This is a genomic window from Methanoculleus sp. UBA374, assembly GCA_002508705.1.
GTDB classification, from domain to species: Archaea; Halobacteriota; Methanomicrobia; order Methanomicrobiales; family Methanoculleaceae; genus Methanoculleus; species Methanoculleus palmolei.
Map to the genome: position 1 here is coordinate 42,109 of DAYL01000034.1, position 26,599 is coordinate 68,707.

Consider the following 26,599-nt stretch of genomic DNA (forward strand, 5'->3'; position numbering starts at 1 on the left):
GAGAAAGTTTCTGGAACCGTCGCTTAAAAGGATGTCTATTTATTCTCTTCAAAATATACATCCCGGGCGATTTGATATTTATATTTTCTCAGATCTCATCCCGTCTGGGCAGCCGGAGTTACTACAATAAGCAGGTTCTCTCCGGGAACAGGAGTAACAGGCTTTTTCTGGGGGTCTTTCCGGATTGTGCTCCGGGACGCAAAAATCGGCATCTTACGTCATTGAAGTAAGTTAATATTTGAGTATTTGCAGATTATAGATGATGTTTGGGAGGTATAGAGGCGCTTTCCATCGTGAATGCGGGAGTGTTTCGGTGGAGGCCGGGCCGGTGAACGGTCTTATGACCTACCGGCGGAGGTGCGAAGGGCAGACGTTCGAGCGGATCTTGGTCTCGGAGACAGATGAGATCGTCATCAACCCGGTGGAGCCGGTCAACCTCCCTGAGGAGATCACGGACTTCCTGATGATGGAATTCCCTCCGATGGTCATCGGGCCCGGTGCCACCCAGACGATCTACCTGAAGTTCCCCGTCGAGATCGGCGTGTATCTCGATGCTGCAAAATGCATTGAGGTGCTGGACGTCTTCGCTCCCGGACGTCAGAAGTATACGCTCTACGGCCCGGCGACGACCGGGGTCATCGCCCGGTACTACTGGAGTGCCGTCTACCCGGAGATCCCTCCGGTCGAATCTTTTTGTGACGGGGTGATGGAACTCTCCATCTCGAATGCATCCCACGAATGGGCGGAGGTCTCCCGGGCGGTCTTTGACAGCACCGACATGAAGCTCTACTACGGTGAGTTCGTGGCGGTCACTACCACCATGAAGATTCTCTCCAAGCTCCTTGCGGAGACGGACTTCGTCGATGTGCCCCTCAAATCGGATATGGTGAAGTCCATCGAGCTCTACACGGCCCGCAAGATCCCGGTGCTCTCCCGGGGATACCTGATGGAGTGGGGGCTGTCATGACGTTCGACCTGACCGAGGTTCTGGAGATCCCTATCGGCGTCGGTTCGATCACCGTCGAGGACCTCCTGTATTTTGCGATCATCCTCATCGTCGGCGTCACCATCGCGAAGATCGTCGCGATAAACGTCCGGCGAGCCCTCGGGGACCGGCTGCCCAAGAACGAGCGCGAGTTGCTCGTGAAACTGATCTACTACTTCATCATCGTCTGGGCGCTCGTCGTCGCTCTCCCGCAGCTCAATTTCAACCTCTCCGGCCTCCTGGTGGCCGGGGGCGTTGCCGGTCTCGTCCTCGGTTTTGCCAGCCAGAGCGTCGTCTCCAACCTGATCTCCGGCCTCTTCCTCATGTTCGAGCACCCGATCCGGATCGGCGACAGCATCAACGTCGCGAACGTCAGCGGTAACGTCGAGGATATCCGCATCCTCTCGACCGTCATCAAGACCTATGACGGGATTTACGTCCGGATTCCAAACGAAAAGGTCTTCACCTCCAATATTACCAACTATGTCCATAACGCCGCCCGAAGGTTTGAGTATCAGATCGGCATCAGGTATGAGGACGATGCAGAGGCGGCGATGCGGATCATGAAGGAGGTCATCGCGACCCATCCGTTCGCACTGAAGAATCCGGCGCCCTCGGTCTTCGTCGACAACTTCGGCGATAGCAGCGTCAACCTGACCGCTTACATCTGGGCGCCGGCTCAGAACTGGTGGGGCGTCAGGACGGACCTCCTCTGGAAGATCAAACAGGCGCTCGAAGAGAACGGTATCGAGATGCCCTACCCGCAACAGACCCTCCGGTTTGCGGACGAACTCAGGGTGACGAACAGGGCTCCTGAAAAGCGAGAGCGGATGGAGTAACCCTTTTAGGTCCGGTGCGCCTTTCCGCCCCCTCCTCCGCAGGAGGGACTCCGGGTGCCGTGCCTGCAGTCCCGCCGTTTGGGGATGCCGGAGATACGCCGCCCCGATGAGGGCGCCGATATCTTCACCGGGACGGTGCATAAGACCGCCCCCGGACCTGCAGACAAAAAAAAGTGGGTTTTGCGAAAGCGTTACCCGATGACGTAGGAGATGGAGACGGTTGCGGTCACGTCGATCTCACCGACCTCGAGCGGGGTCCGGACCGCCGCACCCGCCGTCTTTTCCATGTTCATATAACTGCTGTCGTAAGCCAGCGGTATGTAGTTGTTTCCGACGTTGACCTCTTTGACGTCGACGATGGTCTTCCCGAGGGCCGCGGCAACCGCGTCCGCGTCGCCCCGCGCCTGCGCTACCGCGGCGGTCAGGGCCTGCGAGCGGAACTCCAGCTGTTTTGCGTCGCTTAAGGTGAACGTGAACCGGTCGACCCGGTTTGCGCCGTTCGCGACTGCAAGGTCGATGATCTCTCCGGCGCGATTCACGTCGGTGAGCGTGACCTCAAGGGTGTTGACGACGCGGTAGAACCGGACCTTTGCGTCGGTAGTCAGGGGCCGGTCGTTGTTTTCGGTCACCGGGATGATGTTGTAACCGGCGGTCCGGATATCTTTCTCCGGAATTCCTGCGTTCTTTAGAGCATTGATCACGGCGTCCATTCTTTGGGCGTTCTGCTGCTGCGCCACCGTAACGTCGGCGTGCTCGGTCTCGACCGCGAACCGGATGACGGCCTGGTCGGGTGTGGTCGTCACTTTGCCCGTCCCTGAAACATGGATCAGTTTGTCTGTGGACTCCTCCGACACCTGTGCGGTGACGTTGCCGATCACCGCGGCAGAGAGAAGGATCGCCAGAACAATCCCCAGAAGTGCTGTCTTTCCTCGCATAGATATCAGTCATCACTTGATTTGGTGAAAATAAATATCTTGCTTTAACTACGGGAATTTTCGTAGTTTTACTCTGTGGAATGTGAAAATCCGGCATTTAAGACGCCGGTCCGGGGGGCTGCAACGCCCCGGGGCGGCGAGATTCTTCTCGATATCCGCTCCCGGATCATGTTTTATATGAGACGATCGATCGGGAGAGCCATGCTTGATGATATCGCAGCGGCACAGCAGCGGGCCGTGATGGCGGAGATCGAGGAGATGATCCAGTCGACGCCCGACTACGCCAGTGTCAAAGAGACACTCCGGTCGCTTAACTTCGTTCCCGAGCAGGACGATGCCGATGTCGCGATCTGGGTACAGCCTGCCCTCAGGATCTTTGTCCTGCTCAGGATGAACCTCGGGGGCGGGTATGCGGGGTACAGGGTGGCCGCCTACGACGACCTTGAAGACCACAGGGAAGATTTCCCTGGATATACTGCCCGATAAGGTCTTTTTTCCGGACAACCCGATCTCCGCCTCTTCTCACCTGTCTCCCGCCGGGTCAAATTTATGAGGACGTATGCGGTATGGTCAATCGCATGCGCGGATCGATAGCGGCTTACCGGAAGGAGCAGGAGACCAGAAAGGGCCGGGTCCGGGAGATGATCGCCGCAAGCACCACCTACGGCGACGTCTGCAAGGGCCTCGAAGACCTTGGGTTCCGGGCCCGGGAGGACAACCCTGCCCTCGCCCTCTGGGAGAACCCCGAGTATGAACTCTTCGTGATAGTTCGTATGAACCCGGAGACCGGCCGGTTACAGGAATATGGGGTGAGTACGTTTGAGGAGGCGGAAGGGTCCGAATAATCGTCGGCTCATGCTTCAGCTGTGATCCTCGCCGGGTGGGTCCGCAAAGAGCGCGATGTATCCCCCGACGAGCACGACGACGAAGACGAAGAGGGAGATCAGGAGCGCGGGCGTCCCGGTAAGCAGCGCGAAGATTCCAATGCCCGCGATCTCGCCGACGATCCGGATGAGCCGGAAGAGAAAGACGACCAGAAGGACGGCACCGACGGCGCCAAAGACCGGGCCGGGCAGGTTCAGAGGAAACGCGAGGGCGCCGAAGAGGTCGCCGATGAGGAAGGTTACCGAGATCAGGATCAGCAGCCCGAGATTCGCGTTGAGGAACGCGACGATGCGGAGGAAGACCGGGGTCTGGACGGAGGAGCCGGCGAGGGCGTTCAGGAGGCCGAGCAGGATCAGGAAGACGACAAGTCCGATGGCCCATGAGACGAGGACGCCGACGACCGATATCTTCCTGCGCTTGCCCATGCCGATCTCTTCCTTGTGTGGGTGGTGGGACCTCTCCCCTTATTGTGATGCCGGCGTGCGGCGGGCGAGGTCCTGTTCATCTCCGCCCGGCTCCGTCACCCGGGTCTCTGCCTGCTCGCGGAGAAACGAGAGGAGGTAGTAGGGTCCCCCGACACCCCTGCCGGTCGTTCCGCTCGCCTTCCAGCCCCCGAAAGGCTGGGCCCCGGGCCAGGCTCCGGTCGTCGCCCCTCCGCGCCGGTTGGCGTAGACGACCCCGAACCGTATCCTGTCGAAGAAATTCTCCACCTCTTCTGGGTCTTCTGTAAATATTCCCGCCGTCAGGCCGTATTCCGTCGCGTTTGCGAGCGCGAGCGCCTCATCGAGGGTCTCGAAGGTGCCGACGGCGAGGATCGGGACGAAGAGTTCTTCCCGGAAGATCCGGTGATCGTGCGCGAGGCCGGCGATGACCGTGGGCCGGACGTAGGCGCCCCGACCGGTGCGTTCGTCCTCGAGGACCTTCCCGCCGGCAACAATCCTGCCGCCGTCCCGGATCGCCTCGTCGACCGCCTTCTGGAAGGTCAGCCGCGCATCGTCGTCGATCAGGGGGCCGTACGCGACCTCCCGCCGTCGGGGGTCCCCGATTTCCATCCGCTCCGCCCGGTTGCGGAGCGCCTGCAGGAACCGCTCCGCAACCGATGCCTGGACGTAGACCCGGGATGCGGCGCTGCACTTCTGTCCCGCAAACCCGAAGGCCGCCCGGGCCACACCCTCAACCGCCTTTGTGATATCGGCGTTCGCCGTGACGATCACCGGGTTTTTGCTCCCCAGTTCCATGACCAGCGGTCTGTGGTAGGGCTGCACCGCGACCGTCTGCCGCTCCAGCCGCATCCCCACGGCCCGCGACCCCGTGAATGCGATCCCGGCGACGTCCGGATGGGCGGCCACGACTCTGCCGAAGGGGCCCCCGGGCCCGGTCACCAGGTTGAGGACGCCGGGAGGGACCCCGCTCTCCGCAAAAAGTCGGAAGAGGGTCGCCCCGGAAAGAGGCGTCTTGCTTGTCGGTTTGAAGACGACTGTGTTCCCGGTGAGGAGCGCCCCGGAGATCATGCCAGCGGCAAGCGCTATCGGGAAGTTGAACGGGGAGATGACCGCCCAGACGCCGTACGGCCGCATGACGCTCCGGGACTCCTCCCCCGGGGCCGGGGAGTGCAGGGAGAGCACGTAGCCGTTGTTCTGCTCGTAGACCCCGCAGTAATACCGGAGCATATCGGCCGTCTCGCCGACCTCCGCCAGTGCCTCGGACCGGGTCTTCCCTGCTTCAAAAGTCAGGAGGGCTGCAAGCGAAAAGAGCCGGTCCTCAATTGCATCGGCCGTCCGCCTGATGACCGCGACCCGTTTCCGCCAGTCCCTCCGGCTCCACTCCGGGAAGGTCCCGTTCGCTGCGGCGATTCCCTGCCGGGCATGCTCCTCTCCTCCGGAGGAGAACGCCCCGAGCAGGACGGTCGCGTCGATGGGAGACCACACCTCGAACTCCCGATCGGCCGTGACCTCCCGGCCGCCGATGTACATCGGGTGGCGCTTTCCGAACTCCCGCTCGATCTCATGGAGCGCCGCTTCGTACTCGCCGTGGAGCCTCTCGTCCGATTCAAGCGAGACGTAGGTGACCTTCTCCGACTCCGGCATTAAAACCCCTCCATGACCCTGTCGAGGATATCCATGCCGATATCGATCTCCTCCTCGTCTATGGTCAGGGGCGGGCTGAACCGGATCGTCGACTCCCCTGCCGGGAGCAGGACGAGACCGTGTTCGAACGCGTGCCGGAGGACGGTCTCCCGCTCCTCTCCTGCCGGCTCCTTTGTGGTCGGGTCCCGGACGAGTTCCATCCCTGCCATGAGCCCGAGGCCGCGAACGTCCCCGACGATCGGATGCCGCTCCGCAAGTTCGCGCAGGCGCTCCATCAGATACTCTCCTCTTTCCAGCACCCGGTCTCCGAACCCCTCTTCACGGAGGAGAGCCATCACGGCGAGCGCCGCCGCGCAGGCAAGGTTGTTCCCGCCGAAGGTGCTCGCGTGCGAGCCGGGCGGCCAGTCCATGACCTCCTCGGAGGCAACGGTGACGCCGAGCGGCAACCCTCCGCCGATCGCTTTCCCGAGACAGACGATATCGGGGGTGACGCCGGCGTGCATGGAGGCGAGGAACCGCCCGGTCCGGAAGCACCCCGACTGCACCTCATCCGCCGCAAGGAGGATCCCGTGCTCGTCGCAGAGCCGCCGCAGCCGGGGAAGGAAACCCGGCGGCGGGACGACGTATCCACCTTCCCCCAGTACGGGTTCGACGAAGATCGCGGCAACCTCGTCGGGCGCGACCTCGGAGCGAAAGACGGTATCCTCAAGGTAGGTTATGACGTCGGCGTCGCAGGTCGCGGGGTCCCCGCCGAGCGGGTGATAGGGATCGGGATAAGGCACGTGGACAACCGGCAGAAACGGCCCGAAGGCGCGGCGCTGAATAACCTGCGAGGCGGTGAGGCTGAGGGCCCCGTAGGTCCGGCCGTGAAACCCGCGGTAGAACGATATGAAGAAGTTCCTGCCCGTGTGGTGCCGGGCAAGTTTCATCGCCGCTTCAATGCTCTCCGCCCCGGAGTTGGCGTAGTAAACCCGGTTAAGCCCGTCCGGGAGGAGTCTCACCAATTCCTCGGCGCACCGCACCGGGATTTCGGAGCAGAAGTCCAGAAACGCCCCGTGCGAGAGGTACTTCGCCTGCTCCTGGACGGCGGAGACGACCCGGGGGTGGTTCCACCCCGCGTTCATTACGGCGATCCCGGCCGTAAAATCAAGGTAGCGGTTTCCATCGACATCCCAGAGATTCACGCCGCTCGCCTTCTGCAGCACGAGGGGGTACTTCCTCACGATCGACCGGGAGATGACCGCCGCGTCCCGGCGGAGCACCTCGAGGGCTTTCTCACCCGGAGGTTCGACACGTATCAGGGGCTCCATGCACCTACCCTGTCCCCGGTCGGTAATAAAGTCCCCGCCGGGCCGGAGACCGCAACGTTGATGTAGCTCCCGGCAGTGAAGAAACCGGTCAGCCGTGAAATTTGCAACCCTCACCTCCTGCTTTGAGCGGCTTGAGGCGACATCGTCCCGAAACGAGATGACCGCACTTCTCGCGCGACTGCTCGCCGGGGCGGAGCCGGACGAGATCGGCATCGTCTGCTACTTTGTGCTGGGAGAGATCGGTCCGGGCGCCAGCGATCTGAATCTGGGCCTCGGGGACCGGACCACGGCGGCGGCGATCGCTCTTGCGGCCGGAACCGATCCGGCTTTCGTCGAGGCGGCGACGCGGGAACTCGGCGATTACGGCGACGCCGCATCCCGGTTGATCGAGGCCCCGGCCACAGGATCGCTCTCGGTCGCCGACGTCCACCGCGGTCTTGTCGGGATCGCCCATGCGTCCGGCCAGGGTTCGGCGGAAGAGAAGAAAAACATCCTCGCACGGCTGCTCACCGCCGCCACGCCGCCTGAGCGGCGTTACCTGGTCCGGCTCGCCACCGGGGAGATGCGGCTCGGCGTCGGGGATATGACGCTCCTCGATGCCCTTGCGGAGGCATACCTGGGATCGAAGACGGGGCGCCCGCTCCTCGAGCATGCCTACAACGTATCATCCGATATCGGTTTTGTGGCCCGGACGCTCCGGGTGAAAGGGCCGCCCGGGGTGCAGGCAATCACCATCGCCCTGCACCGGCCCGTCCGGCCGATGCTTCCCCAGCGGGTCGCCAGGATCTCGGAGATCCTCGAGCGGATCGGCTCTCCCGTCATCGCCGTCGAGGAGAAGTACGACGGCGAACGGATTCAGGCGCACAAGGACGGCGACGACGTCACCCTCTTTTCGCGGCGGTTGACCGACGTCACCGACCAGTACCCCGATATCGTCCGCCGCGTCCGGGGCTCCGTTACGGCGAAGACGGCGATCCTCGACGGCGAGGCGGTTGCGTTCAACCATGAGGCCGGGACCTATCAGCCGTTCCAGACGCTGATGCGGCGGCGACGGAAGTACCGGGTCCGGGAGGTTGCCGGCGAGATCCCCGCGACCTACCGGGTCTTCGATCTCCTCTACGTTAACGGCGAGTCCTGCCTCTCCCGGAGTTACCCCGACCGGCGGGCGATACTCGAGGCGGTCCTCTCAGGGGACGACCGGATCTCCGTCGCCGACCGCATTGTAACAGGGGATACCGACGGGATCACGGAGTTCTACAGCGCCTGCATTGAACGCGGGCTCGAAGGGATCGTCTGCAAGTCGTGCGCAAAGGACTCGTTTTACCGGGCGGGAGCGCGGGAGTGGCAGTGGATCAAGTGGAAGGGGGACTACGCTCCCGGCCTTGCCGATACGCTCGACCTTGTCATCGTCGGCGCCAGCGCCGGTCGGGGGAAGCGGGCCGGGACCTACGGTTCGGTCCTCTGTGCCGCCTATAACCACGAGGAAGACCTCTTTCAGACGGTCTGCGGCATGGGCACGGGTTTCTCTGACGAAGAACTCGCGGGCCTCCCCCGACGGCTCGCCGGTGCGAGGACGGACCGGCAGCCGGCGCGGGTGATGGTGAACCCGCAGGCGGCACCCGACTTCTGGTTCGTGCCGGCCCGGGTCGTGGAGGTGCTCGGGCTTGAGATCACCGAGAGCCCGGTCCATACCTGCAACTGGGACCCGGAGCGGCGGCGGGGGCTCGCCCTCCGGTTCCCGCGGTTCGTGCGGTGGCGGGACGAGAAGAGCCCGGAACAGGCGACGACGACCACCGAGGTCGCGGCCATGTTCCGCCGGCAGCGGGAGGCGTGACGGTGGAGAATCTTTCGCAGGTGACCAATATAGAGGTCGCGGCGGTCCTCGACGAGGTCGCGGACCTCCTGGAGATCAAAGGCGTCCGGTTCAAGCCGCAGGCATACCGGCGGGCAGCCCGGGCGATCGAGACTCTTCCGGAGGATATCGCCGACGTCGCGCGGGAGGGCGACCTCGATGATATCCCCGGCGTCGGCAAGAGCATCGCCGAAAAGATCCGCGAGATCGTCGAGACTGGCCGCCTCGCTTACCTCGCGTCTCTCCGCGAGGAACTCCCGGAGGGCGTGCAGCACCTGGTCCGGCTTCCCGGGATCGGGCCGAAGAAGGCGGTCTATCTCGCCCGGGAACTCGGGGTCCGGACCGTCGACGACCTGGAGGCGGCGGCAGCGGCCGGCCGGATCCGCGACCTCCCCGGGTTCGGGGAGAAGACCGAGCAGAACATCCTCGAGAGCGTCCGGATGAGCCGGACCGCAAAAGAGCGCCGCCTTCTCGGGTATATCCTGCCCGTCGCCCGCGATATCGAACGGCGTCTTTCGTCGCTCACGTCGGTCCGGCAGGTGAGCCTTGCCGGTTCGATACGGCGCAGGAAGGAGACGGTCGGGGACGTCGACGTCCTCGCGACCTCTTCGCGCCCGGAGGAGGTGATGGAGGTATTTTCCACCCTTCCGGGTATTGAGCGGGTTCTCGCCCGGGGAACGACGAAGACGTCGGTGGTGCTCGCGACCGGGATCCAGGTCGACCTCCGGGTTGTGGAGGACGGGCATTTCGGGGCCGCGCTCCAGTATTTCACGGGTTCAAAGGAGCACAATATTGCTCTCCGGAAACTTGCTGTTGCGCGAAACTGGCGGCTGAACGAGTATGGGCTCGTAGACCTTGCAAGCGGCAGGACGGTCGCGGGCGAGGACGAGGGCGGGGTCTACCGGGCTCTCGGTCTTGCCTGGATCGAGCCGGAACTCCGGGAGGACCGCGGCGAGATCGAGGCCGCACGGACCGGGACCCTGCCCGACCTCGTCGGCTACGACGCGATCCGGGGCGATCTCCACGTCCATACCCGCTGGAGCGAGGGCGCTCACTCCATCGAGGAGATGGCGGAGGCGGCGCGAGCACTCGGCTACAGGTACATCGCCATCTGCGACCATTCAGAGGCCCTCCATATCGCCCGCGGCCTCTCCCCCGGGCGCCTGGCCGACCAGGTGCGCGAGATCGAGCGGATTAACCGGGTGGCCGGCGATGATTTCACCGTCCTCTCCGGCACCGAGTGCAACATCGGCATGGATGGGAAGCCGGACCTCCCGGACAGCGTCCTCGCCGACCTTGACGTTGTGGTGGCGAGCGTTCATTCCGGGTTCAAGCAGACCGAGCGGGAGATGACCGGGCGGGTTATCACGGCGATGCATAACGACCACGTCGACATCATCGGCCACCCGACGGGGCGGATCCTCCTTGAACGCGAGCCCTACCGGATCGATCTATCTGCGGTCTATGATGCCGCAACAAAACTCGGTGTCTTGATGGAGATCAACGCCTTTCCGTCCCGTCTGGACCTCTCCGACGTCAACTGCTTCGCGGCCCGCGAGGCGGGAGTCCGGTTCTCGCTCGGTTCGGACGCCCACAGCCGGGAGAACCTCCGCTACATGGAGTTCGGGGTCGCGACCGCCCGGCGAGGCTGGCTCTCGGCGGACGATATCGTCAATACCCACCCGCTTGCGGGGTTGAGAAGAGTTCTGCGGACATAAGAGTGGGCCGGTGGTCACCGGTTACCCGCTCTCATGCCGCGTTGACGACATCCATGAGGCGGATGTCGAACGTCAGGGGTTTTCCGGCCAGCGGATGGTTTGCGTCCAGCGTCACGGTCGAAGTCGAGACGTCGCTGACGACGACGATTGCCGCCTTGCCGTCCGGCTGCTGGATCTGGAGTTGCTGGCCCGGCTCGGGGTTGATATCTTCGGGGAACTGCTCCCGGTCTACGGTAAGCGTCATGTCTTCACGGTGCGGACCGTATGCCTCTTCCGGGGGGATCGTGGCGGTCTTTGTCTCTCCCGGCGTCATGCCGATCACAGCCTGCTCGAACCCGGAGATAATCTGTCCGTTGCCGATGGTGAACTCCAGAGGCTCTCGTTCGTTGGAACTGTCAAAGACCGTGCCGTCTTCCAGTTTCCCGGTGTAGTGCACCTTGACGGTGTCGCCTTCCTTTACCTGTGCCATACTGCTTCACCGGCGGGGTGGTGATCCTGACTCCTATTTATGCGTGTCGACCGAATCCTGGTTATCGGCGGAGACGGGAACTCCCGGCATTTGAGGGCGAAGATGTCGTTTGCCGTTCTTGCGGGCGGCGTGCAGGATCCCCATCACGCCCCGCACATCGTAGCCCGGGGTCCGGTCGATCGTAAAGTCGTAGTGCTCCCCGATGTAGTCGAGGAGCGCCCTGTTCACCGGCCCCCCGATCGGGGGCATGTGAAGTTCCATCTCGATCCGGCGCACCCCGTCGAGGGCCCCGGGCCGGATGGACCATTCCGCACCCTCGCAGTCGCACTTCAGGAAGTCGCAGCCCCTGGCCGTATCGATGAACTCCTCGAGGGTCCGGGTTTTCACGGCGAGGGTCCGGTTTCCCCAGGCGATCCGCCTTACGCTTCCATCGCCGAGCGCCCCGTCGAACACCGTGACGTCGACGCCGTTTGCTCTGACATTCTCCCGGAGTGCCTCCGTGAGGATTGGTTCGACGGCCAGGACCCGCCGGGATCTCCGGGCGGCCCGAATGCAGAACGCACCGACGTTCGCCCCAATATCGAGGACTCTCTCGTCCGGCCGGATGTCGTCGATGCGGTATTCGCCGACGACGTAGACGGCATCGGCCGAATCCGGCATCCTCCTGAAGGTTATGTCGTCGTAAGCGACGACCGATGTAACATCCTTTCGGGCCATTGCATCAGGTAGCGTTTGGTCCCTTGCCTATATGGGCGTTCCTCCCCGGGATTGCCATGGTGCTCCCCTGCCCGGCCCCGCACGGAAGGTCCGAATCCATGCTCTCCTATTATCCTTTTCGCGTGCCCATTTTACCATGAAACAGGTATAAATCAAATTTGATCGCTGTCAAACGACGTTTGCTTTTGATAACCGCTTAAGTCAGTATAAATTATTATCTCTCACGCATTGATGCTTCAGGACGAAGGCAGGCAGAAGGCCCACGACACCTGTAACCGTTTTTCGAAACTATCTGTGTGAGATGATCGTCGCAAAAAAGCTCTCCGGGCGCGGTCCATGCCTGCCCGCATTGCAGGCTCGTCGTGGACCGCGACCCGAACGCAGCAATCGGTCTACGGGACTGCAATTCAGAGGGAGGGTGTCCCCGGGGACGACCTCGAAGGAGCAGTCACATGGACTTCACGGTCTCGCGTCTCCTAACTTCAGATCGGGTTTCCAGGAGGGCGTGACGCGTCGTCTGGTCACCCGTCAACGCCCTCTGGATGCAGGGTCGGCAGCACAGGTTGTCTGAACCCGGTCAGAGGCTTACAGCACACCATGGTATTCGTATCTCTTGTGGGTGATATGAGTTTATTGGGCAGGTCTTACCGGGAGGATGCACTTGGTGATGAGACTTTCGGGAGATTCAGTGATTGCATCTCGTATCCGTTGACGCCACCACCCCCTTCGATGACAAAATACGTATTCTAGGATATAATCCTTTCTCCTATGGGAGGGGGCGGTGCCGGTATGCCGGGAAACCCCCCATACTTCCGGGCTGCCGTGAAGCACCCCCGTCAACCTTTACCAAATGAATTCCAGATTTCGTGTAAAAGCGTTCCGAATAAGCCGGAGTGTGGTTCAGCGGCCTTTCTCTTCACGTTGCCCGATAAAAGAGGTGCTCCGGAATGGAGCCAGCCCGCATGCTCTTACTTACCGCCTGTCCCAAGATACGTTGCTCCCCGGCGCTCCGATGATCTCGATCGGCTGGGTCAGTCGGACCCTTGCGATGGTTTTCCCTTTCATTCCCTCAATGACCTGGTCGGCGAGGTCGAGGGGGAGATCGACCGTGGAGTATGTCTCGTAGATATTGATTGCTCCGATTGCGGTCCCGGGAATCCCGGTCTCGCCTGCGAGTGCTCCGACAATATCTTTGGGCCGGATCTGGTGCTCTTTTCCGACCGGGATCTTGAGGAGAGCCAACCCCTGAGCCGGTCCGATCTCCTGCGGCAGGACCTGGTTCCTGTCGCCCGGACTGCTCCCGGCAAGCTCCATCTTCAGGAGGGCCGCGGCAACCTCAAGTGAGGTGTAGTCTTCGGATATCTGGTCGACGAGGTTCATGTAGTGTTCAAGGTCGCCCTCCTCTATGATGTGCTGTACCCGGTCGATGAGTTTCCGTGTCCGGCTCTCCTCAACATCTCCCTGTGTTGGGAGCGGGATGCGGGCGATCTTGATCCGGGTGTAGTCCTGGATCGTCCGGAGTTTGAAATACTCTTTCGGGCCCACGAACGTGACGGCCCGTCCGGTGCGGCCGGCACGCGCTGTCCGGCCGATCCGGTGGATGTAATATTCGATGTCCTGCGGGACGTCGTAGTTGATGACCAGGTCGACGTCCTCTACATCGATGCCCCGCGCGGCGACGTCCGTGGCGACGAGAATGTCGATCGTCCCCGCACGGAACTTTGCCATCACCCGGTCCCGGAGGGTCTGTTTCATGTCCCCGTGGAGTCCTTCGGCGAAGTAGCCGCGGGCCTGGAGGTGCGTGGTCAGTTCGTCGACGCCCTTTTTGGTGTTTGAGAAGACGAGGGTCAATTCCGGGTCGTACATATCGAGCAGACGGGTGAGGACTTCGAGTTTGTCTCTATTCCGCACCTCAATGTAGAGTTGCTCGATCTGCGGGACGGTCACCTCGCGCCGTGCGACAGAGATGAACTCGGGGTTCTTCTGGAACTTCTTCGAGATATCGAGGATGGGTTTCGGGAGGGTGGCCGAGAAGAGAACCGTCTGGCGGTCTTTTGGTGTTTCGTCCAGGATCTTCTCGATATCTTCACGAAATCCCATATCCAGCATCTGGTCGGCTTCGTCGAGGACGACCAGGCCTACCCGGGCAAACGAGAGCGTCCCGCGGTCGAGGTGGTCGAGCACCCGGCCGGGGGTCCCGACAACGATCTGGACGCCGCGTTGCAATGCCTTGAACTGCCGGTCTATCGGCTGGCCACCGTAGATCGGGGTGGTGCTGATGCCCTTGTGGTATTTTGCCAGGCGGGAGAACTCTTCGGCGGTCTGAATGGCGAGTTCTCGGGTGGGAGAGAGGACAAGAACCTGTGTCGCCCGGCTGTCGGGGTCGACGCGCTCAATTGCCGGGATGCCGAACGCTGCCGTCTTTCCTGTCCCGGTCTGGGCCTGGCCGGTCACGTCGCGGCCTTTGAGTATCATTGGTATTGTGCGTACCTGGATCGGCGTGGGCTCCTCAAAGCCCAGGTCTTCTATCGCCTGGAGTGTCTTTTGCGAGATATTGAAATCCTGAAAGGTAACGTTATTTTCCATTCTTTCATATCTTGGTGTTTATGTATCTTTATCTTGTGGGGGTGACGGGGGCGCGCAGCAGATCTCAGTAGCGTGAGGATGAAGAATACAGGGCGTGTGTCCGTGTATCGTATCGCGTGTGGTGCCTTCCTGAAAGATATATCACTTCTGCGAAGCAAACCTCCTGGAATGGATGTCAAAAACCCTCCGCCGGTGAGCGCCGCGAGGGTTCGGGAGGTCTACCGCCGCTACTCCGTCGGTCGCCCGGATCTCTGCGACGTCATCCTGCCGGAACTCCTGCCTCACGACGTTTGCAGCGCATACTGCAGGCCGCCCGACCGCATACGGGTGCTCTTCGTCGCCGAATCCCCACCCTGGTCTGCCGGGCGGCGCGAGGTTGCCGCACCTTCCGACTGTCTGAATCCCGACTACCCCTACTTCTGGAACGGCCGCTACGACGTGCGACATCGCGGGGGACGCGCTCCGCTCTCCCTCGGGTTTGCGGAAAATTTGTTTCTGCTGCTCGGGCTTAACGGCGAATCGCGCCGGGAAAACCTTGATCTCTTCACCGGGAACGGCTTCTTCCTTGTCGATACCGTCAAGTGCGTCTTCCGGAAGAACCGGAGGGCGGCCGTTCCCGGAGGCCTCGTCCGGTTGAGCGCGCGGGAAATTCTCGGACGGGAGATCGCCGGTCTCGCCCCCGGATACGTCGTCGCCCTCGGAAGTACGGCATTCGCCGGGCTTCGCGAGATCGAGCCCTATGCGAATGCCCTCGCCGGTGTCAGGACGATTACAGAGATCTCCGGAGACCTCCGGGAGGTCCTCTTCGAGGAGAATCACCTTCTCTGTCTGCCCTATCCCGGCTGGCGCAACCGGGGCCGGATGGATCTTATCGAGGCGGGATTTTCAGCCGTCCGGGACCTTGCGGCCTGACCGCCTCACCGGAACGTCTTTTTCCCCTCTTCGTACATCCTCTCCTTCTGTCGACGGAGTTCTGCGGCCTTCTTCTGCTCGTCGGGGTCTCCTTTCTCCTCGATCTTGATCTTCTGCGCTTCTTCCATCAGGTCGCTGCGACTCCGGTACCCGGACGGCCTCATCTTCTCCCTGTCCTCCCGGTACTCTTCCTCAATCTGTTGCCGGTGCTCCTGTGCGACGGATTGGCCGGCCGGTCCGCCCACTGGAATCTCCTCGCCGCGGGCCTCGGCGGCTTTCTTCAGCCGCACCTCGAGAGTCCCGTTTTTAAACGTGGCGCCCGCCCCTTCGTCCTTGACATCGGTTGGGAGAGAGACCGTCCGGGAGAGAGAACCGATCCTCCGCTCCCGCATATGGTATCCTGTCTGCTCCTTTTCGCTTGCCTCCTCCCGCCGGGCGGCGATCCGGAGCGTCCGCGGGTCAAGGAGCCGGACGGTTATGTCTCCTCTCTCAACGCCGGGGAGGTCGGCAACGACCACGACGTCGGTGTCGTGTTCGAGGACGTCGACCATCGTCCCGGCCCCGCCGGGGAGAGGTGGCTGCTGCGCGGTTCGTGAAAGGTTCTCCATCATCTCGGTGAACTGCCTCTGCATACCCGAGAGCATATCTTCAAACTCGCTCCATGGTTCGCGTGCCGATCTTCTCCACGCCATGATAGTTCTTCTCCTGCCTGCTGGCGGTCTTCTGATTGCAGACACTTCGTATATATGTTCCTGTGCGGGGTGTGGGGCGGCCGGATTGAACGCGTCTCCCTTCAAAAGACTGATCCGGAGTATGGGTGATGCCTATGGGGAACGTGAAGGAAAATTCATGCCCATGGCTTCTGCAGCCCTGTATCCCCTGAAGTACGACCCGGAACTTCCTGGGCGGGCGCCGTGAAGATGAGGGAACCGGCGAGTGGACAGAAGATGTTCATATAGGCAGTCTTCGCGTTTCTCTTCCTGCCAGATACACCTGCATGTGCCGCCTGATCCGGCAGATCTTACCGAGTTCTCGTCGGTCGAACCTGTGCCCGGGGATGAATTCATATACTCGATATGTGAATATATATTCATATTTGTGGTGTATCGATGAGAAGGGACTGTTTATGTCTATCGGAGAAGACCGAAAGGACCTGCGCTCACGCCGTTGCGGACGTCGGGACGGCAACTCTGCAAACGAAGAGATGAGCCCTGCACCGGAAGCCCGGAAATTGGGCGGGATATTCAAACCGCCGAATACAGCCGGGGCGAAGACATTGCGAGTCATATCTCCCCCGGAGGCACACGCCTGCGATACCGGTGTCATTGTGTCAACGAGACCGCCGGCAGCATTTCATCGACTACGGCCGTTGCCCGGTGTACTCCCGGTCGACCGCCGCCGCGGGGAAAGATCGCCCGGGTATTCTTTAACCAGCGAACACGTCGGCTCGTTGCTGTCGCAGGATATCAAACACATCGGATACGGGCCGGAGTAAAACAATGGCCCATAATCATTCATCACCGGATGATGAAGCGGAGAAAACCGCCTGCCGGTGCGGCTGCCGCCCGGATTCGTCGGAGCAACCCCCCGAATCTGATCCGGCAGCAGCTTCCGATTGTTCTCTGCCGGAAGACTCCACGGCGACCGCCGGGGCGGGTTGCGACTGCTGCCCGGACGAAGAGCCCGCACAACCTGCGTCCGCCGAGCCCGTTTGTGACTGCTGCCATGAGGGTGACATGCACCGACACGCGGGTCCCGGGGCGGCAGCCGCTGCCGATGCTCTGACCGACACATTCGCCGTGGACGGTCTTGATTGCGCCGATTGCGCCGCTACGCTCGAAAAGGGCATTGGAAGACTCAACGGCGTCATCGATGCAGACGTCAACTTTGCTACGGCAAAGATGAAAGTGACCTACGACCGGGTGCGGATCCGGCCGGAGCAGATCGAGAAGGCGGTCGGCGGTTTCGGCTACCGGGCCACGCTCCTTTCCGCAGACGCCGGCCATCCGGAGGTCCGGCGTTCGGTGTTCCGGCTCTCCGGCCTCGACTGCGCCGACTGCGCAGCCAACCTGGAGAGACGGGTCGGCGCGCTGGAGGGAGTACGCTCGGTGCAGGTCAATTTTGCCGCCAGCAAAATGACGGTGGAGCACACCGCTCCCTTTGCCGAGATCCTGAAGACGGTGGGGCAGGCCGGGTATAAAGCCGAACGCGAAGAAGCGGGTCGGCACCGCCCGGAAACCGGGATCTCGTGGTGGGCCCACCGGCGCACCCAGGCAACCGTCGCCTCCGGCATCATACTGGCGGTGGCCGGTGCCCTGGACCTGCTGGGTTTCAGCGACCCCATCGTGATCCCGCTGTACGCCGCGGCTACGATTGTCGGCGGTTACAGCACGGCAAAACGGGGACTGTACGGCCTGCGTTCCCTCACCTTCGACATGAACCTTCTCATGACCGTCGCCATCATCGGGGCGGCGGCCATTGGGGAGTGGAGCGAAGGGGCAACCGTTGCCTTTCTCTTCTCTCTCGGCAACACCCTCCAGACCTATACGATGGATAAGACCCGGCAGTCTATCCGGACGCTGATGGATCTGGCCCCGCCCGACGCTCTGGTGCGGCGCAACGGGGTGGAGCAGAGGCTGCCGGTGGAGGAGGTTGCCGTCGGCGACCTGATCATCGTCAAACCCGGAGAGCGAATTGCGATGGACGGCACGGTGAGGAGCGGTATGTCGGCCGTCAACCAGGCGATGATCACCGGGGAGTCGCTCCCGGTGGAGAAGGCAGCCGGCGATGCGGTGTATGCCGGGACCGTCAATGAACACGGCGCTCTGGAGGTTGAGGTCACCCGGGTCGCCGCAGATTCGACGCTGGCGAAGATTATGCACCTTGTGGAGGAGGCCCAGGCCCAGAGAGCGCCTTCGCAGCAGTTTGTCGATCTCTTCGCCAGGTACTATACCCCGGCGGTCCTGCTTGCCGCTGCCGGAACCATGGTCCTCCCCTGGCTGCTGTTCGGTCAGGACTTTGCGTACTGGTTCTACACCGGGCTCGTGCTGCTGGTCATCTCCTGCCCGTGCGCCCTGGTCATCTCGACGCCGGTGTCCATCGTGTCGGCGATCGGCAACGCATCCCGTAACGGCGTCCTCATCAAAGGCGGCGCTTACCTCGAGCAGATGGGCGCCATTCAGGCCATTGCTCTTGATAAAACCGGCACCCTGACCCACGGCCGCCCGGTTGTTACGGATGTCCTGCCGCTGGGTGAACATACCGAGCAGGACTTCCTGGCCATGGCGGCGGCCGTCGAAAAATGGTCGGAACACCCCCTGGCCGTGGCCATCGTCGAAAAGGCCGGGAGTTTACCCCTGCAGCCGGCAGTGAATTTCAAGGCTCTGGTCGGTCGCGGCGCCCGGGCTGACGTCGACGGGCAGACGGTCTATATCGGGAATCTGCGTCTCTTCGAGGACCTGGGTTTGAACCCGGCGCAATATATGAACAGGGTGACCGGGCTGGAAGAGCAGGGCAAGACGGTCATGCTGGTCGGCTCCGGGGGTGCAATCTTCGGCATGATTGCAGTGGCCGACACGCTGCGCGGCAGCGGCAGGGATGCCGTCCGGGCCCTTCGCCGGGTCGGCATGAAGCACATCGCCATGCTGACCGGCGACAATCGCCGGGTGGCCGGCGCCATAGCAAAAGACCTCGGCCTTGATGCCTACTACAGCGACCTGCTGCCGCAGGACAAAGTGGCTGCCGTGCAGAAACTGACGAAAGAGTTCGGCACCGTCGTGATGGTGGGGGACGGCGTCAACGACGCCCCGGCGCTGGCAGCCGCCAACGTCGGTGTTGCGATGGGTGTGGCCGGCTCGGATACGGCGCTGGAAACGGCCGATATCGCCCTGATGTCCAACGATCTGGGGAAGCTGGCCTATGTGATCGACCTGAGCCGCAGGACGGTGACCGTTATCAAGCAGAACATCGGTTTTGCCATCATGGTCAAACTGGTATTCGTTGCCCTGACGTTTCTCGGGTTCGTCGATCTCTGGCTGGCGGTGCTTGCCGACATGGGGTCGTCGCTTCTCGTTACCTTGAATGGCATGCGTTTGATGCAGGGGGTAAGCCGATCAACTACATAGAGACTGACGCGCTGCAAACAGGTCAGTTTTGATTTTTTTTTTCTTGCTGGACGGGCTAGGGCCGCTCCGGCGAATCTCTTGTTATTTTTGTCGGACGTGGTCGAGCCCATGCTGCAGCAGAACGGCGATAGTCTCGTCGTTCAGCGAATACTTGGCCATGGTCCCTTCTCTGCGATACTTGACCAGGCGGGCCCCGCGCAGAAGACGGAGCTGATGCGATACCGCCGATTGCGCCATCTGCACCACCGCTGCAATATCGCAGACACACAACTCGCGCTTAGAGAGAGCGTATAATATCTTAAACCGGGTCACATCGCCCAGAAGCCGGAATATTTCTGTCGCATGCTGAATGTCTTCCTCCGGCGCCATCTCTTTTTTTGCCTGACATATCGTTTGAGGATGCTCGCACACCTCTTCGCACATATCAAAATCGCAGGGGGACTCTTTCATTACACCACCTGAATATGTGGTCGTATAAAATATATCCTTTCTCCGCAGATACGCTGAACCACAACCCGCAATCTCATCGGTCGTTCTTTCGTTCGGGATGATAACGAGTGATATTGGTTGTTTGAGGGAACTTTCAGAATGATTGCGGCAAAATTTTCTCCTTTCCCCGGAACTATTTCTCTTTATGATCAATATGCCAAGGTATGAGAGATGTGGGGTGTAGCGGCTTGTCTCCTGCACCATACACTGACTGCGGGGCGATGGAGCCCTCCCGGAGGTCCCGTGCCGACCATTTTTCCGAGTCGGTCATCCGTGAGATGACGCGGCTTGCGATAGCGAATAACGCCATCAACCTTGCCCAGGGATTTCCCGATTTTCCGTGCCCGCGGGAACTCAAGGATGCGGCCTGTGCGGCGCTTCATGCCGATGTGAACCAGTATGCGATCACCTGGGGGGACAGGTCCCTTCGGGAAGCTCTTTCCCGGAACGTGGAGGCGTACAATCGGATGCAGTTCGATCCGGAGACCGAGATCACCGTGACGTGCGGCTCAACGGAGGCCATGATGGCCTCCCTCCTTGCCCTGATCTCGCCGGGCGACGAGGCGGTCATCTTCGAGCCGTTCTACGAGAATTACGGGCCTGATTCCGTCATCTCCGGGGCCGTACCCCGGTTCATCCGGCTGAAGGCCGATTTCTCTCTCGACGAGGAGGCCCTGAAATCCGCGTTTACCAAGAAGACCCGGGTCCTCATCCTCAATACCCCGAACAACCCGACCGGGAAGGTCTTTTCCGGGCAGGAGCTGCGGCTCCTTGCCGATCTCTGCGTCGAGAACGATGTCGTCGCGATCACGGACGAGATCTACGAACACATCCTCTATGGCGGGCGCAAGCATATCTCGATCGGCTCGCTTCCCGGGATGGAGGAGCGAACGGTCACGATCGGGAGTTTCTCGAAAACCTACAGCGTTACGGGCTGGCGGGTCGGGTATGCCCTGGCCCACCGGGACCTGACGGCCCGGATCCGGAAGATCCATGACTTCCTGACCGTGGGAGCCCCGGCTCCCCTCCAGCGTGCCTGTGTTGCAGCGCTGGATCTCCCTCCCTCGTATTACCGGGACCTTGCGGCTCTCTATGACCGGAAACGAAAGATCCTCTTTTCGGGCCTGACAAAAGCCGGTCTCCGGTGCCGTCTCCCGGAAGGGGCCTACTACATCTTCGCCGACATCTCGGAGTTCGGGATGAACGATACGGAGTTTGCCCGGCACCTCGTCGAGAATGTCGGTGTTGCAGCGGTTCCGGGGAGTTCGTTCTTCCGAGACGGCGGGGAGAACCGGGTCCGGTTCACCTTCTCAAAGAAGGATGAGACCCTCCTGGAGGCCACCCGCAGATTGGAGCAACTGAATTGACCTTTGTGGGTCCTGAATGACTGAGAAGACGTACTGGGACAAAAGGCCCCCGGCGGATCTACGGGAGGCCCCCGCTTCATCCCCGTTCACGGCGCATGACTTTGGGGTCATACCGGGGGATAACGGGTTCCCCGTTTTTAAGCCTGCAAGGACGGAGCCGAGCAGGATGACCAATCAATGATTCCGTCTTTGATCCAGCTCATCCTCGCGTTCATCATTGCAACCGGTATCGGCGGGGTCTCCGCGATCCTCGGTCTCGGCGGAGGTTTCCTCGCCGTCCCGACCCTCACGCTCCTCTTCGGCCTTGACCTGAAGACTGCAATCGGGACGAGCCTTGCCGTGGCCCCCTTTACCGCGCTATCGGGGGGCATCGTCTACGGGCGGCAGGGGAGACTGTGCTGGAAGACGATTGCTGTTGCGGCAGTCCCCTGCATGGCGGGAAGCCTCATCGGGGCTTTTCTGACGGGTTTCGTCTCCGACGGCACCCTTACCCTTCTCTTCGGAGCCGTTATGCTGATCCTTGCGGCCCAGATGGTCCTTCCCGGCCTCTCCCTCGTCCCGGCGATCGTGAAGGGCCCTTCCTTCTGCCAGGCGTATTCTTCGGATACCGAGGAACTCCCGGAGGTCAGGATGTATTACCTCCACCTCGGTATATGGGGGCTCGTGGCCGGGGCCATGAGCGGGGCAACCGGCCTTTCTTCGGGGATTGCAATGGTCTCCGCCATGATCTCGGGGGGGCTCCCGGTCCACGCCGCGGTCGGGACCTCAATGGCGATCATCTTCGCGACCTCGTCGACCGGGGCCCTGGCCCATATCGTGCAGGGGAACTACTCGCTGCAGTATTTTGTATCGTACGCGATCGGGGTCTCGCTCGGGGCGTTCGCCGGGGCGCAGGTTGCGGCAAGGATACCGGCCCGGACAATCCAGCTTGTCTTCGGCTTTTTGATCGCAGCGATCGGGATCTTCATGATGATCTGAAGTTTGCAATAAATTTTGCTTCAAGTGGATGTCTGTTCATTCCGGGGCTGGTTTCACCCTGCTCTGAAGAGACGCCTCATCGGGAGGTAATCGTTCGTTCATGTCTGGGAGCCGCTTCATTCTTCAAAAGACTGATACGGGGTGAGCGTCATACTAACCAGCATACAGATGCGGTCGGGTGAAATAGCAGGACGTAGATTAACCAGGACAGCACGGGAGACAATCGTTGCGAAATTCACCCAAAACGATGCCGAATGGATCGCGATCTTCGGCTCCTACGCACGCGGATCCGCCGGCCCGGCGAGCGACATCGACATCCTGGTCAGATTCGCCCGCAAAAAGAGCCTTTTCTCGCTTGTGCGGATCGAGGACGAACTCGCCCGGTCTCTCCGCATGAAGGTGGACCTCGTCACCGAAAACGCCGTGAGCCCCTACCTCGCCGATGCGATATACCGTGATGCTGTGGTGATCTATGACGCCGGAGGACCTCGCGTATCTTCACCACATCCTTGATGCCATCATAAGCATCGAGGAATTCTCCGAAAACATCATATCGGCGGAAGATCTTCGGAACCGCCGGCTGGAACGCGCCGGGATCGAACGTATGCTGACCATTATCGGCGAGGCGGCAAAGATGGTCTCTCCGGAGTTACGTAGAGAGCACCCGGAGATCCCCACCCACCTATTGCTTAACAGGGACATTGCTGCAGGCCGAAAGCCCGGCGTCAACCTCCTTGGAGAAGATGGTCCTGCATCGGCCCTTTTAGTTGAAGATGGAATTATGCCAGCCCCGCACCCGTGCAGGATAATCCCTCTTTGTCGCCTCCAGCGACCTGGTCACCCACCACCATCATCCCAGTCTTCCGTGGGAGCCCGACGAGGCTCATGAACAGGATCGAAAAGAATATTTTTGTATTCGATCGAATACATTTTTTATCCTGTTGAATACATTATATATTCATGATTGAGGCGCTCATCCCTTCGAAGGTCCGGGTGAAACTCCTCACCCTGTTTCTGCTCAACCCGGAGAGCGAGTTTTACGTTCGCGAAATTGTCCGCATGACCGGTGAGAACATCACCGGAGTGCGCCGCGAGCTTGCGAATCTGGAATCGTTCGGGCTTCTGGTCGGGAAGAAAAGGGGAAATCAGCAGTATTTCACCGTCAACCGTGATTTTTTCCTCTATACTGACCTCCAGCGACTCGTGCTCAAGACGGAGGGAGTTGCACGAGTCATCCGGGAGAACCTCTCGCTCCTGCAGAATATCGAGTGTATGTTCATCTATGGATCGTTTGCTAAAGGGACCGCTGGAGGAAAGAGCGACATCGACCTCTTCATCGTCGGCGACGTGGATGAGAAGGCACTGATCCCCCTCGTAAACACGAGCGAACGTGCAATCAGCCGGGAGATCAACTACACGCTCATGCAGGGCAGCGAGTTTGCCCGACGACGGGAAACCGGAGATCCTTTCGTAAAGAATGTAATGAGCGAGAGAAAGATCATGATCGTTGGAACCTGTGATGCTTGAAGATCTTGAGAGGCAGGGGTTGATCAAGCGGCTCCCGCCCGACCGGAAGAAAGTGGACGACGCAATGGCCCTTGCCCGCCGGGACATTGAGACCGCCAGGATACTTCTCCCGATTGATTGTGATTGGGCGTATACCATCGCGTATAATGCAGCACTCCAGGCCGGGCGTGCCCTGATGTTTGCAAAAGGGTATCGCCCTGACGGTGCAAATCAGCATATCTCCGTGGTGAAGTTTGCCGGACTTTTCATCGACGAGGACGATGCTCTCGTTTTCGACAGGATGCGTCGCAAACGGCACAGTTCGGTCTATGATGCCGCGGGGACGATCTCCGGGGCCGAGGCCGAATTTGCGGTGAATTCAGCTGTGGCTCTGATCCAGAAGGTCGAGACGCTCCTCAGTTGACGTTCACGACGTTCCCCGGCCGCCCCGTTCCCTACTCCCGGTACCTCCTGCATCCACACGAGAACTCCGCGATAAACTCATTCTCCCCCGACGCCAGCACCTCCTCCGGCGTCCCCTCGAGGACGACTCTCCCCTCTTCCATGACGCAGGTTCGGTCGCCGAGTTCGAGGGCGTCGCGGAGCGCGTGGGTGACGAGGATGCAGGGAATGTCAGCGGCCCGGATGGTTTCCCGGAGTTCGCGGCGCATCTCTCCCTGGGCTCGAACATCGACCGCGGCGAGCGGCTCGTCCAGGAGGAGGAGGCCGGGCTTTACCGCGAGCGCCCGGGCGAGAGCCACCCGCTGGCGCTGCCCGCCGGAGAGCCGGCCGACGTTGACGCCCGCGAGATCGGAGAGGTGCATGCGTTCGAGTTCCCCGGCGACGCGGGCGGCGATCTCGCCGGCCGGGACCTTCCGGCACCGGAGGCCGAAGGCGACGTTCTCGAAGACCGAGAGGTGCGGGAAGAGTGCGTAGGACTGGAAGAGGTGACCGATGTTCCGGTCTTCGACAGGGACGTCGAGGCGCAGGCGGTCCGAGTAGAGCACCCGGCCCGCAAGGGCGATCTCGCCGTGGTCCGGGACGAGCAGCCCTGAGGCCAGGTTGAGCACGGTCGATTTTCCGGCTCCGTTCTCCCCGATCAGGACGAGGGTCTCCCCCGGTCCGACCGAGAGGGAGACGTCGAGTTCGAAGTCCCGCAACTGTTTTGCGGCATGTATGGTAAGCATCAGGCACTCCTCCGGGTGGTGTGTTTAACAGTCAGGATCACGGCGAACGATATGACCACGAGGACGATCGCGATGCTGATCGCCTCGTCGAGGTTTCCCTGCATCGTCGTGTAGATCGCAAGCGGCATCGTCTGGGTCCGGCCCTGGAGGTTCCCGGCGAACATGATCGTCGCGCCGAACTCGCCGAGCGCCCGGGCAAACGAGAGGATCGCCCCCGATACGAGCCCGCTCCGTGCAAGGGGGATCGAGACGCGGAGGAGGACGGCGAGCCTCGACGCCCCGAGCGTCCGGGCCGCGTCCTCGTAGAGCGGGTCGACCGCCTCGAAACTCGCCCGCGCCTGCCGGATGTAGAACGGCGAGGCGACGAAGACCTGTGCGAGGATCACCGCGACCGTCGTGAACGCGACGGTTATGCCGAACCCGTCGAGGAACTCCCCGACGACGCCCCGGCGGCCGAAGGCCATGAGGAGAGCGATGCCCGCAACCGCGGGCGGGAGGACGATCGGAAGGTCCGTAAGGGTGTCGACGATCGCCCGGCCGCGGTAGCGCACCCTTGCGTTCACGTACGAGAGCGGCGTCCCCAGGAGGACGACGATTGCGGTGCTTGCCGAGGCGGTGAGAAGGGAGAGCCGGAGGGCGTCGAGGACCACCGGCTGCTGCAGCGACCAGAAGAACGCCTCGGGGGTGATCCGCAGGAAGAGCGAGGCTACCGGGATCGTCACGAAGAGGAGGAAACCCGCGATGAGGCAGAAGACAAGGAGGGAGAGGACGGCCTCCCAGGGCCTTGCGGCCCTATTGAACGGGGTCGAATCCATAGGATTCCAGGACGGCGCTGCCGGTCGGGCCGCGGACGAACGCTATGAATGCGGCCGCTTCGGCCCTCTGCTCCGAGGACGCGAGTATTCCGAGCGGGTACTCCGCGACGACGTTGTACTCCGCCGGAACCTCGATCTGGCGGACCCGAGAGCGATCATCGAGCCGGACGTCCGATTTGTAGACAAACGCCGCGTCCGCCTCGCCGAGCGTCAGCTTCGGCATCACCGTCGAGACTGCGGTTTCTTCGGAGACGACGTTTTCCATCACGGCGTCCCGGTACGCCGTGCCGTAGGCGGGGTCGGCCGCCATTGCATCAAGCACCTGCCTGGTGTAGGCCCCGAACGGGACGTCCTTCGTTCCGATGACGACCCTGACGCCCGGCCGGGCGAGACCGGCGAGATTCGTGACACTCGCCGGGTTTTCGGCGGGAACGATCACGGCAAGCGAGTTCTCGAGGAAGACCGCGACCGTGTCGTTCTCCATGAACCCACCCTCCTGCAGGGCCTCCATCTGCTTTTCATTCGCCGAGACGAAGACGTCGGGCAAAGCTCCCTGCTCGATCTGGGTGCGGAGCGCCTGGGAGCCGTCGAAGACAAAGTCCACGACGACGTCCGGGTTCTCCGCCGTGTAGGCCTCTTTGATCTCGGAGAAGGCCCCCGTGAGCGATGCCGCGGCAAAGACCGTCAGCGTCGTCTGCTGTGCGGTCGGCTGCGTGGTGCCGGTGCATCCTGCGACGGCGAGCGTTGCGGCGATGAGGAGAAGCGGCACCAGCAGTGTAACGGTATCATGAGATCTCATCGTGTGCCTCGAATGTACGCCGGATTATCGGTATACGTC

At 61.6% G+C, this 26,599-nt stretch carries 26 protein-coding genes; 14 read left to right on the forward strand and 12 right to left on the reverse strand.

Going from position 1 to position 26,599, the window contains the following annotated elements; genetic code table 11:
- The first annotated feature begins 328 nt into the window (after nucleotides 1–328).
- Both BRA42_RS13515 and BRA42_RS13520 read left to right on the forward strand, forming a co-directional pair.
- On the forward strand, nucleotides 329–967 hold the full coding sequence (locus BRA42_RS13515) for a DUF432 domain-containing protein (RefSeq protein ID WP_292410221.1): 639 nt from the start codon (nucleotides 329–331) through the stop codon (nucleotides 965–967).
- Nucleotides 964–1,824, forward strand: a complete 861-nt coding sequence (locus BRA42_RS13520; RefSeq protein ID WP_292410219.1) for a mechanosensitive ion channel family protein — start codon at nucleotides 964–966, stop codon at nucleotides 1,822–1,824. The genes BRA42_RS13515 and BRA42_RS13520 overlap by 4 nt, the downstream gene beginning before the upstream one ends.
- A 191-nt stretch (nucleotides 1,825–2,015) precedes the next feature.
- Here the strand turns inward: BRA42_RS13520 and BRA42_RS13525 are convergent, their stop codons facing one another.
- A complete protein-coding gene (locus BRA42_RS13525; RefSeq protein WP_292410217.1) occupies nucleotides 2,016–2,759 on the reverse strand; it encodes an SIMPL domain-containing protein in 744 nt (247 codons plus the stop codon).
- Between the two features lie 201 nt (nucleotides 2,760–2,960).
- On the opposite strand from BRA42_RS13525, the gene BRA42_RS13530 reads away from it, so the two are divergent.
- Both BRA42_RS13530 and BRA42_RS13535 read left to right on the forward strand, forming a co-directional pair.
- Nucleotides 2,961–3,245, forward strand: a complete 285-nt coding sequence (locus BRA42_RS13530; RefSeq protein ID WP_292410215.1) for a hypothetical protein — start codon at nucleotides 2,961–2,963, stop codon at nucleotides 3,243–3,245.
- A gap of 92 nt (nucleotides 3,246–3,337) precedes the next feature.
- On the forward strand, nucleotides 3,338–3,604 hold the full coding sequence (locus BRA42_RS13535; RefSeq protein ID WP_292410213.1) for a hypothetical protein: 267 nt from the start codon (nucleotides 3,338–3,340) through the stop codon (nucleotides 3,602–3,604).
- Between the two features lie 15 nt (nucleotides 3,605–3,619).
- Here BRA42_RS13535 and BRA42_RS13540 read toward each other — a convergent pair whose 3' ends face one another.
- The 3 genes from BRA42_RS13540 to BRA42_RS13550 are packed head-to-tail and all read right to left on the reverse strand — an operon-like array spanning nucleotide 3,620 to nucleotide 7,041.
- Complete coding sequence (locus BRA42_RS13540) at nucleotides 3,620–4,069, reverse strand: hypothetical protein (protein WP_292410211.1); 450 nt, start codon at nucleotides 4,067–4,069, stop codon at nucleotides 3,620–3,622.
- Between the two features lie 39 nt (nucleotides 4,070–4,108).
- Nucleotides 4,109–5,731, reverse strand: a complete 1,623-nt coding sequence (locus BRA42_RS13545; RefSeq protein ID WP_292410208.1) for an aldehyde dehydrogenase family protein — start codon at nucleotides 5,729–5,731, stop codon at nucleotides 4,109–4,111.
- Nucleotides 5,731–7,041 carry an acetyl ornithine aminotransferase family protein gene (locus tag BRA42_RS13550; RefSeq protein ID WP_292410206.1) on the reverse strand — a complete coding sequence of 437 codons (1,311 nt, stop codon included), beginning with the start codon at nucleotides 7,039–7,041 and terminating at the stop codon, nucleotides 5,731–5,733. Before BRA42_RS13550 ends, BRA42_RS13545 begins: the two co-directional genes overlap by 1 nt.
- Before the next feature lie 94 nt (nucleotides 7,042–7,135).
- On the opposite strand from BRA42_RS13550, the gene BRA42_RS13555 reads away from it, so the two are divergent.
- Both BRA42_RS13555 and polX read left to right on the forward strand, forming a co-directional pair.
- Nucleotides 7,136–8,875 carry an ATP-dependent DNA ligase gene (locus BRA42_RS13555; protein WP_292410204.1) on the forward strand — a complete coding sequence of 580 codons (1,740 nt, stop codon included), beginning with the start codon at nucleotides 7,136–7,138 and terminating at the stop codon, nucleotides 8,873–8,875.
- 2 nt (nucleotides 8,876–8,877) lie between these two features.
- Nucleotides 8,878–10,611, forward strand: coding sequence for a DNA polymerase/3'-5' exonuclease PolX (gene polX, locus BRA42_RS13560; RefSeq protein ID WP_342685981.1), 1,734 nt, complete (start codon nucleotides 8,878–8,880; stop codon nucleotides 10,609–10,611).
- A 31-nt stretch (nucleotides 10,612–10,642) separates the two neighbouring features.
- On the opposite strand, the gene BRA42_RS13565 is transcribed toward polX, so the two are convergent.
- The 3 genes from BRA42_RS13565 to BRA42_RS13575 all read right to left on the reverse strand — a co-directional run bounded on the left by BRA42_RS13565 (nucleotide 10,643) and on the right by BRA42_RS13575 (nucleotide 14,383).
- Complete coding sequence (locus tag BRA42_RS13565) at nucleotides 10,643–11,080, reverse strand: FKBP-type peptidyl-prolyl cis-trans isomerase (RefSeq protein WP_292410200.1); 438 nt, start codon at nucleotides 11,078–11,080, stop codon at nucleotides 10,643–10,645.
- A gap of 33 nt (nucleotides 11,081–11,113) precedes the next feature.
- Nucleotides 11,114–11,797 (reverse strand): FkbM family methyltransferase, encoded by a 684-nt coding sequence (locus BRA42_RS13570; RefSeq protein WP_292410198.1) that lies wholly within the window; start codon nucleotides 11,795–11,797, stop codon nucleotides 11,114–11,116.
- Nucleotides 11,798–12,769: 972 nt separating this feature from the next.
- Complete coding sequence (locus BRA42_RS13575) at nucleotides 12,770–14,383, reverse strand: DEAD/DEAH box helicase (protein WP_292410196.1); 1,614 nt, start codon at nucleotides 14,381–14,383, stop codon at nucleotides 12,770–12,772.
- 168 nt (nucleotides 14,384–14,551) lie between these two features.
- On the opposite strand from BRA42_RS13575, the gene BRA42_RS13580 reads away from it, so the two are divergent.
- On the forward strand, nucleotides 14,552–15,295 hold the full coding sequence (locus BRA42_RS13580; protein WP_292410194.1) for a uracil-DNA glycosylase family protein: 744 nt from the start codon (nucleotides 14,552–14,554) through the stop codon (nucleotides 15,293–15,295).
- A gap of 5 nt (nucleotides 15,296–15,300) precedes the next feature.
- Here BRA42_RS13580 and BRA42_RS13585 read toward each other — a convergent pair whose 3' ends face one another.
- Nucleotides 15,301–15,987, reverse strand: a complete 687-nt coding sequence (locus tag BRA42_RS13585) for an Hsp20/alpha crystallin family protein (protein ID WP_292410193.1) — start codon at nucleotides 15,985–15,987, stop codon at nucleotides 15,301–15,303.
- A gap of 1,044 nt (nucleotides 15,988–17,031) precedes the next feature.
- Here BRA42_RS13585 and BRA42_RS13590 point away from each other — a divergent pair.
- A complete protein-coding gene (locus BRA42_RS13590) occupies nucleotides 17,032–19,419 on the forward strand; it encodes a heavy metal translocating P-type ATPase (protein WP_292410191.1) in 2,388 nt (795 codons plus the stop codon).
- Between the two features lie 81 nt (nucleotides 19,420–19,500).
- On the opposite strand, the gene BRA42_RS13595 is transcribed toward BRA42_RS13590, so the two are convergent.
- The gene (locus tag BRA42_RS13595; RefSeq protein WP_292410189.1) at nucleotides 19,501–19,869 is read right to left on the reverse strand and encodes an ArsR/SmtB family transcription factor; all 369 of its coding nucleotides are present in this window, start codon (nucleotides 19,867–19,869) and stop codon (nucleotides 19,501–19,503) included.
- A 227-nt stretch (nucleotides 19,870–20,096) separates the two neighbouring features.
- Here BRA42_RS13595 and BRA42_RS13600 point away from each other — a divergent pair, with 227 nt between their 5' ends.
- From BRA42_RS13600 to BRA42_RS13625, 6 genes are all read left to right on the forward strand, one after another.
- Nucleotides 20,097–21,275, forward strand: a complete 1,179-nt coding sequence (locus tag BRA42_RS13600; protein ID WP_292410188.1) for a pyridoxal phosphate-dependent aminotransferase — start codon at nucleotides 20,097–20,099, stop codon at nucleotides 21,273–21,275.
- A 177-nt stretch (nucleotides 21,276–21,452) separates the two neighbouring features.
- Nucleotides 21,453–22,253, forward strand: a complete 801-nt coding sequence (locus tag BRA42_RS13605; RefSeq protein ID WP_342770891.1) for a sulfite exporter TauE/SafE family protein — start codon at nucleotides 21,453–21,455, stop codon at nucleotides 22,251–22,253.
- A 141-nt stretch (nucleotides 22,254–22,394) separates the two neighbouring features.
- The gene (gene mntA, locus BRA42_RS13610) at nucleotides 22,395–22,766 is read left to right on the forward strand and encodes a type VII toxin-antitoxin system MntA family adenylyltransferase antitoxin (RefSeq protein ID WP_292410186.1); all 372 of its coding nucleotides are present in this window, start codon (nucleotides 22,395–22,397) and stop codon (nucleotides 22,764–22,766) included.
- The gene (locus BRA42_RS13615) at nucleotides 22,726–23,142 is read left to right on the forward strand and encodes a DUF86 domain-containing protein (protein ID WP_292410184.1); all 417 of its coding nucleotides are present in this window, start codon (nucleotides 22,726–22,728) and stop codon (nucleotides 23,140–23,142) included. The genes mntA and BRA42_RS13615 overlap by 41 nt, the downstream gene beginning before the upstream one ends.
- A gap of 71 nt (nucleotides 23,143–23,213) precedes the next feature.
- Complete coding sequence (locus tag BRA42_RS13620) at nucleotides 23,214–23,780, forward strand: nucleotidyltransferase domain-containing protein (RefSeq protein ID WP_292410182.1); 567 nt, start codon at nucleotides 23,214–23,216, stop codon at nucleotides 23,778–23,780.
- Nucleotides 23,773–24,183, forward strand: coding sequence for a HEPN domain-containing protein (locus tag BRA42_RS13625; protein WP_292410180.1), 411 nt, complete (start codon nucleotides 23,773–23,775; stop codon nucleotides 24,181–24,183). The genes BRA42_RS13620 and BRA42_RS13625 overlap by 8 nt, the downstream gene beginning before the upstream one ends.
- A gap of 31 nt (nucleotides 24,184–24,214) precedes the next feature.
- Here BRA42_RS13625 and BRA42_RS13630 read toward each other — a convergent pair whose 3' ends face one another.
- The 3 genes from BRA42_RS13630 to modA are packed head-to-tail and all read right to left on the reverse strand — an operon-like array spanning nucleotide 24,215 to nucleotide 26,560.
- On the reverse strand, nucleotides 24,215–24,946 hold the full coding sequence (locus tag BRA42_RS13630; protein WP_342770892.1) for an ABC transporter ATP-binding protein: 732 nt from the start codon (nucleotides 24,944–24,946) through the stop codon (nucleotides 24,215–24,217).
- Nucleotides 24,946–25,761: an ABC transporter permease gene (locus BRA42_RS13635; protein WP_292410176.1), complete on the reverse strand. Its 816-nt coding sequence runs from the start codon at nucleotides 25,759–25,761 to the stop codon at nucleotides 24,946–24,948. Before BRA42_RS13635 ends, BRA42_RS13630 begins: the two co-directional genes overlap by 1 nt.
- Nucleotides 25,739–26,560, reverse strand: coding sequence for a molybdate ABC transporter substrate-binding protein (modA, locus tag BRA42_RS13640; protein ID WP_292410174.1), 822 nt, complete (start codon nucleotides 26,558–26,560; stop codon nucleotides 25,739–25,741). The genes BRA42_RS13635 and modA overlap by 23 nt, the downstream gene beginning before the upstream one ends.
- Nucleotides 26,561–26,599: the final 39 nt, after the last annotated feature.

What these genes read in the sequence shown, in the direction of transcription:
- BRA42_RS13520 (WP_292410219.1), top strand. Translation starts at nt 964, where the DNA reads ATGACGTTCGACCTGACCGAGGTTCTGGAGATCCCTATCGGCGTCGGT.
- BRA42_RS13525 (WP_292410217.1), bottom strand. Translation starts at nt 2,759, where the DNA reads ATGCGAGGAAAGACAGCACTTCTGGGGATTGTTCTGGCGATCCTTCTC.
- BRA42_RS13530 (WP_292410215.1), top strand. Translation starts at nt 2,961, where the DNA reads ATGCTTGATGATATCGCAGCGGCACAGCAGCGGGCCGTGATGGCGGAG.
- BRA42_RS13535 (WP_292410213.1), top strand. Translation starts at nt 3,338, where the DNA reads ATGCGCGGATCGATAGCGGCTTACCGGAAGGAGCAGGAGACCAGAAAG.
- BRA42_RS13540 (WP_292410211.1), bottom strand. Translation starts at nt 4,069, where the DNA reads ATGGGCAAGCGCAGGAAGATATCGGTCGTCGGCGTCCTCGTCTCATGG.
- BRA42_RS13545 (WP_292410208.1), bottom strand. Translation starts at nt 5,731, where the DNA reads ATGCCGGAGTCGGAGAAGGTCACCTACGTCTCGCTTGAATCGGACGAG.
- BRA42_RS13550 (WP_292410206.1), bottom strand. Translation starts at nt 7,041, where the DNA reads ATGGAGCCCCTGATACGTGTCGAACCTCCGGGTGAGAAAGCCCTCGAG.
- BRA42_RS13565 (WP_292410200.1), bottom strand. Translation starts at nt 11,080, where the DNA reads ATGGCACAGGTAAAGGAAGGCGACACCGTCAAGGTGCACTACACCGGG.
- BRA42_RS13570 (WP_292410198.1), bottom strand. Translation starts at nt 11,797, where the DNA reads ATGGCCCGAAAGGATGTTACATCGGTCGTCGCTTACGACGACATAACC.
- BRA42_RS13575 (WP_292410196.1), bottom strand. Translation starts at nt 14,383, where the DNA reads ATGGAAAATAACGTTACCTTTCAGGATTTCAATATCTCGCAAAAGACA.
- BRA42_RS13580 (WP_292410194.1), top strand. Translation starts at nt 14,552, where the DNA reads ATGGATGTCAAAAACCCTCCGCCGGTGAGCGCCGCGAGGGTTCGGGAG.
- BRA42_RS13585 (WP_292410193.1), bottom strand. Translation starts at nt 15,987, where the DNA reads ATGGCGTGGAGAAGATCGGCACGCGAACCATGGAGCGAGTTTGAAGAT.
- BRA42_RS13590 (WP_292410191.1), top strand. Translation starts at nt 17,032, where the DNA reads ATGCACCGACACGCGGGTCCCGGGGCGGCAGCCGCTGCCGATGCTCTG.
- BRA42_RS13595 (WP_292410189.1), bottom strand. Translation starts at nt 19,869, where the DNA reads ATGAAAGAGTCCCCCTGCGATTTTGATATGTGCGAAGAGGTGTGCGAG.
- BRA42_RS13605 (WP_342770891.1), top strand. Translation starts at nt 21,453, where the DNA reads ATGATTCCGTCTTTGATCCAGCTCATCCTCGCGTTCATCATTGCAACC.
- BRA42_RS13615 (WP_292410184.1), top strand. Translation starts at nt 22,726, where the DNA reads ATGACGCCGGAGGACCTCGCGTATCTTCACCACATCCTTGATGCCATC.
- BRA42_RS13620 (WP_292410182.1), top strand. Translation starts at nt 23,214, where the DNA reads ATGATTGAGGCGCTCATCCCTTCGAAGGTCCGGGTGAAACTCCTCACC.
- BRA42_RS13625 (WP_292410180.1), top strand. Translation starts at nt 23,773, where the DNA reads ATGCTTGAAGATCTTGAGAGGCAGGGGTTGATCAAGCGGCTCCCGCCC.
- BRA42_RS13630 (WP_342770892.1), bottom strand. Translation starts at nt 24,946, where the DNA reads ATGCTTACCATACATGCCGCAAAACAGTTGCGGGACTTCGAACTCGAC.
- BRA42_RS13635 (WP_292410176.1), bottom strand. Translation starts at nt 25,761, where the DNA reads ATGGATTCGACCCCGTTCAATAGGGCCGCAAGGCCCTGGGAGGCCGTC.
- modA (WP_292410174.1), bottom strand. Translation starts at nt 26,560, where the DNA reads ATGAGATCTCATGATACCGTTACACTGCTGGTGCCGCTTCTCCTCATC.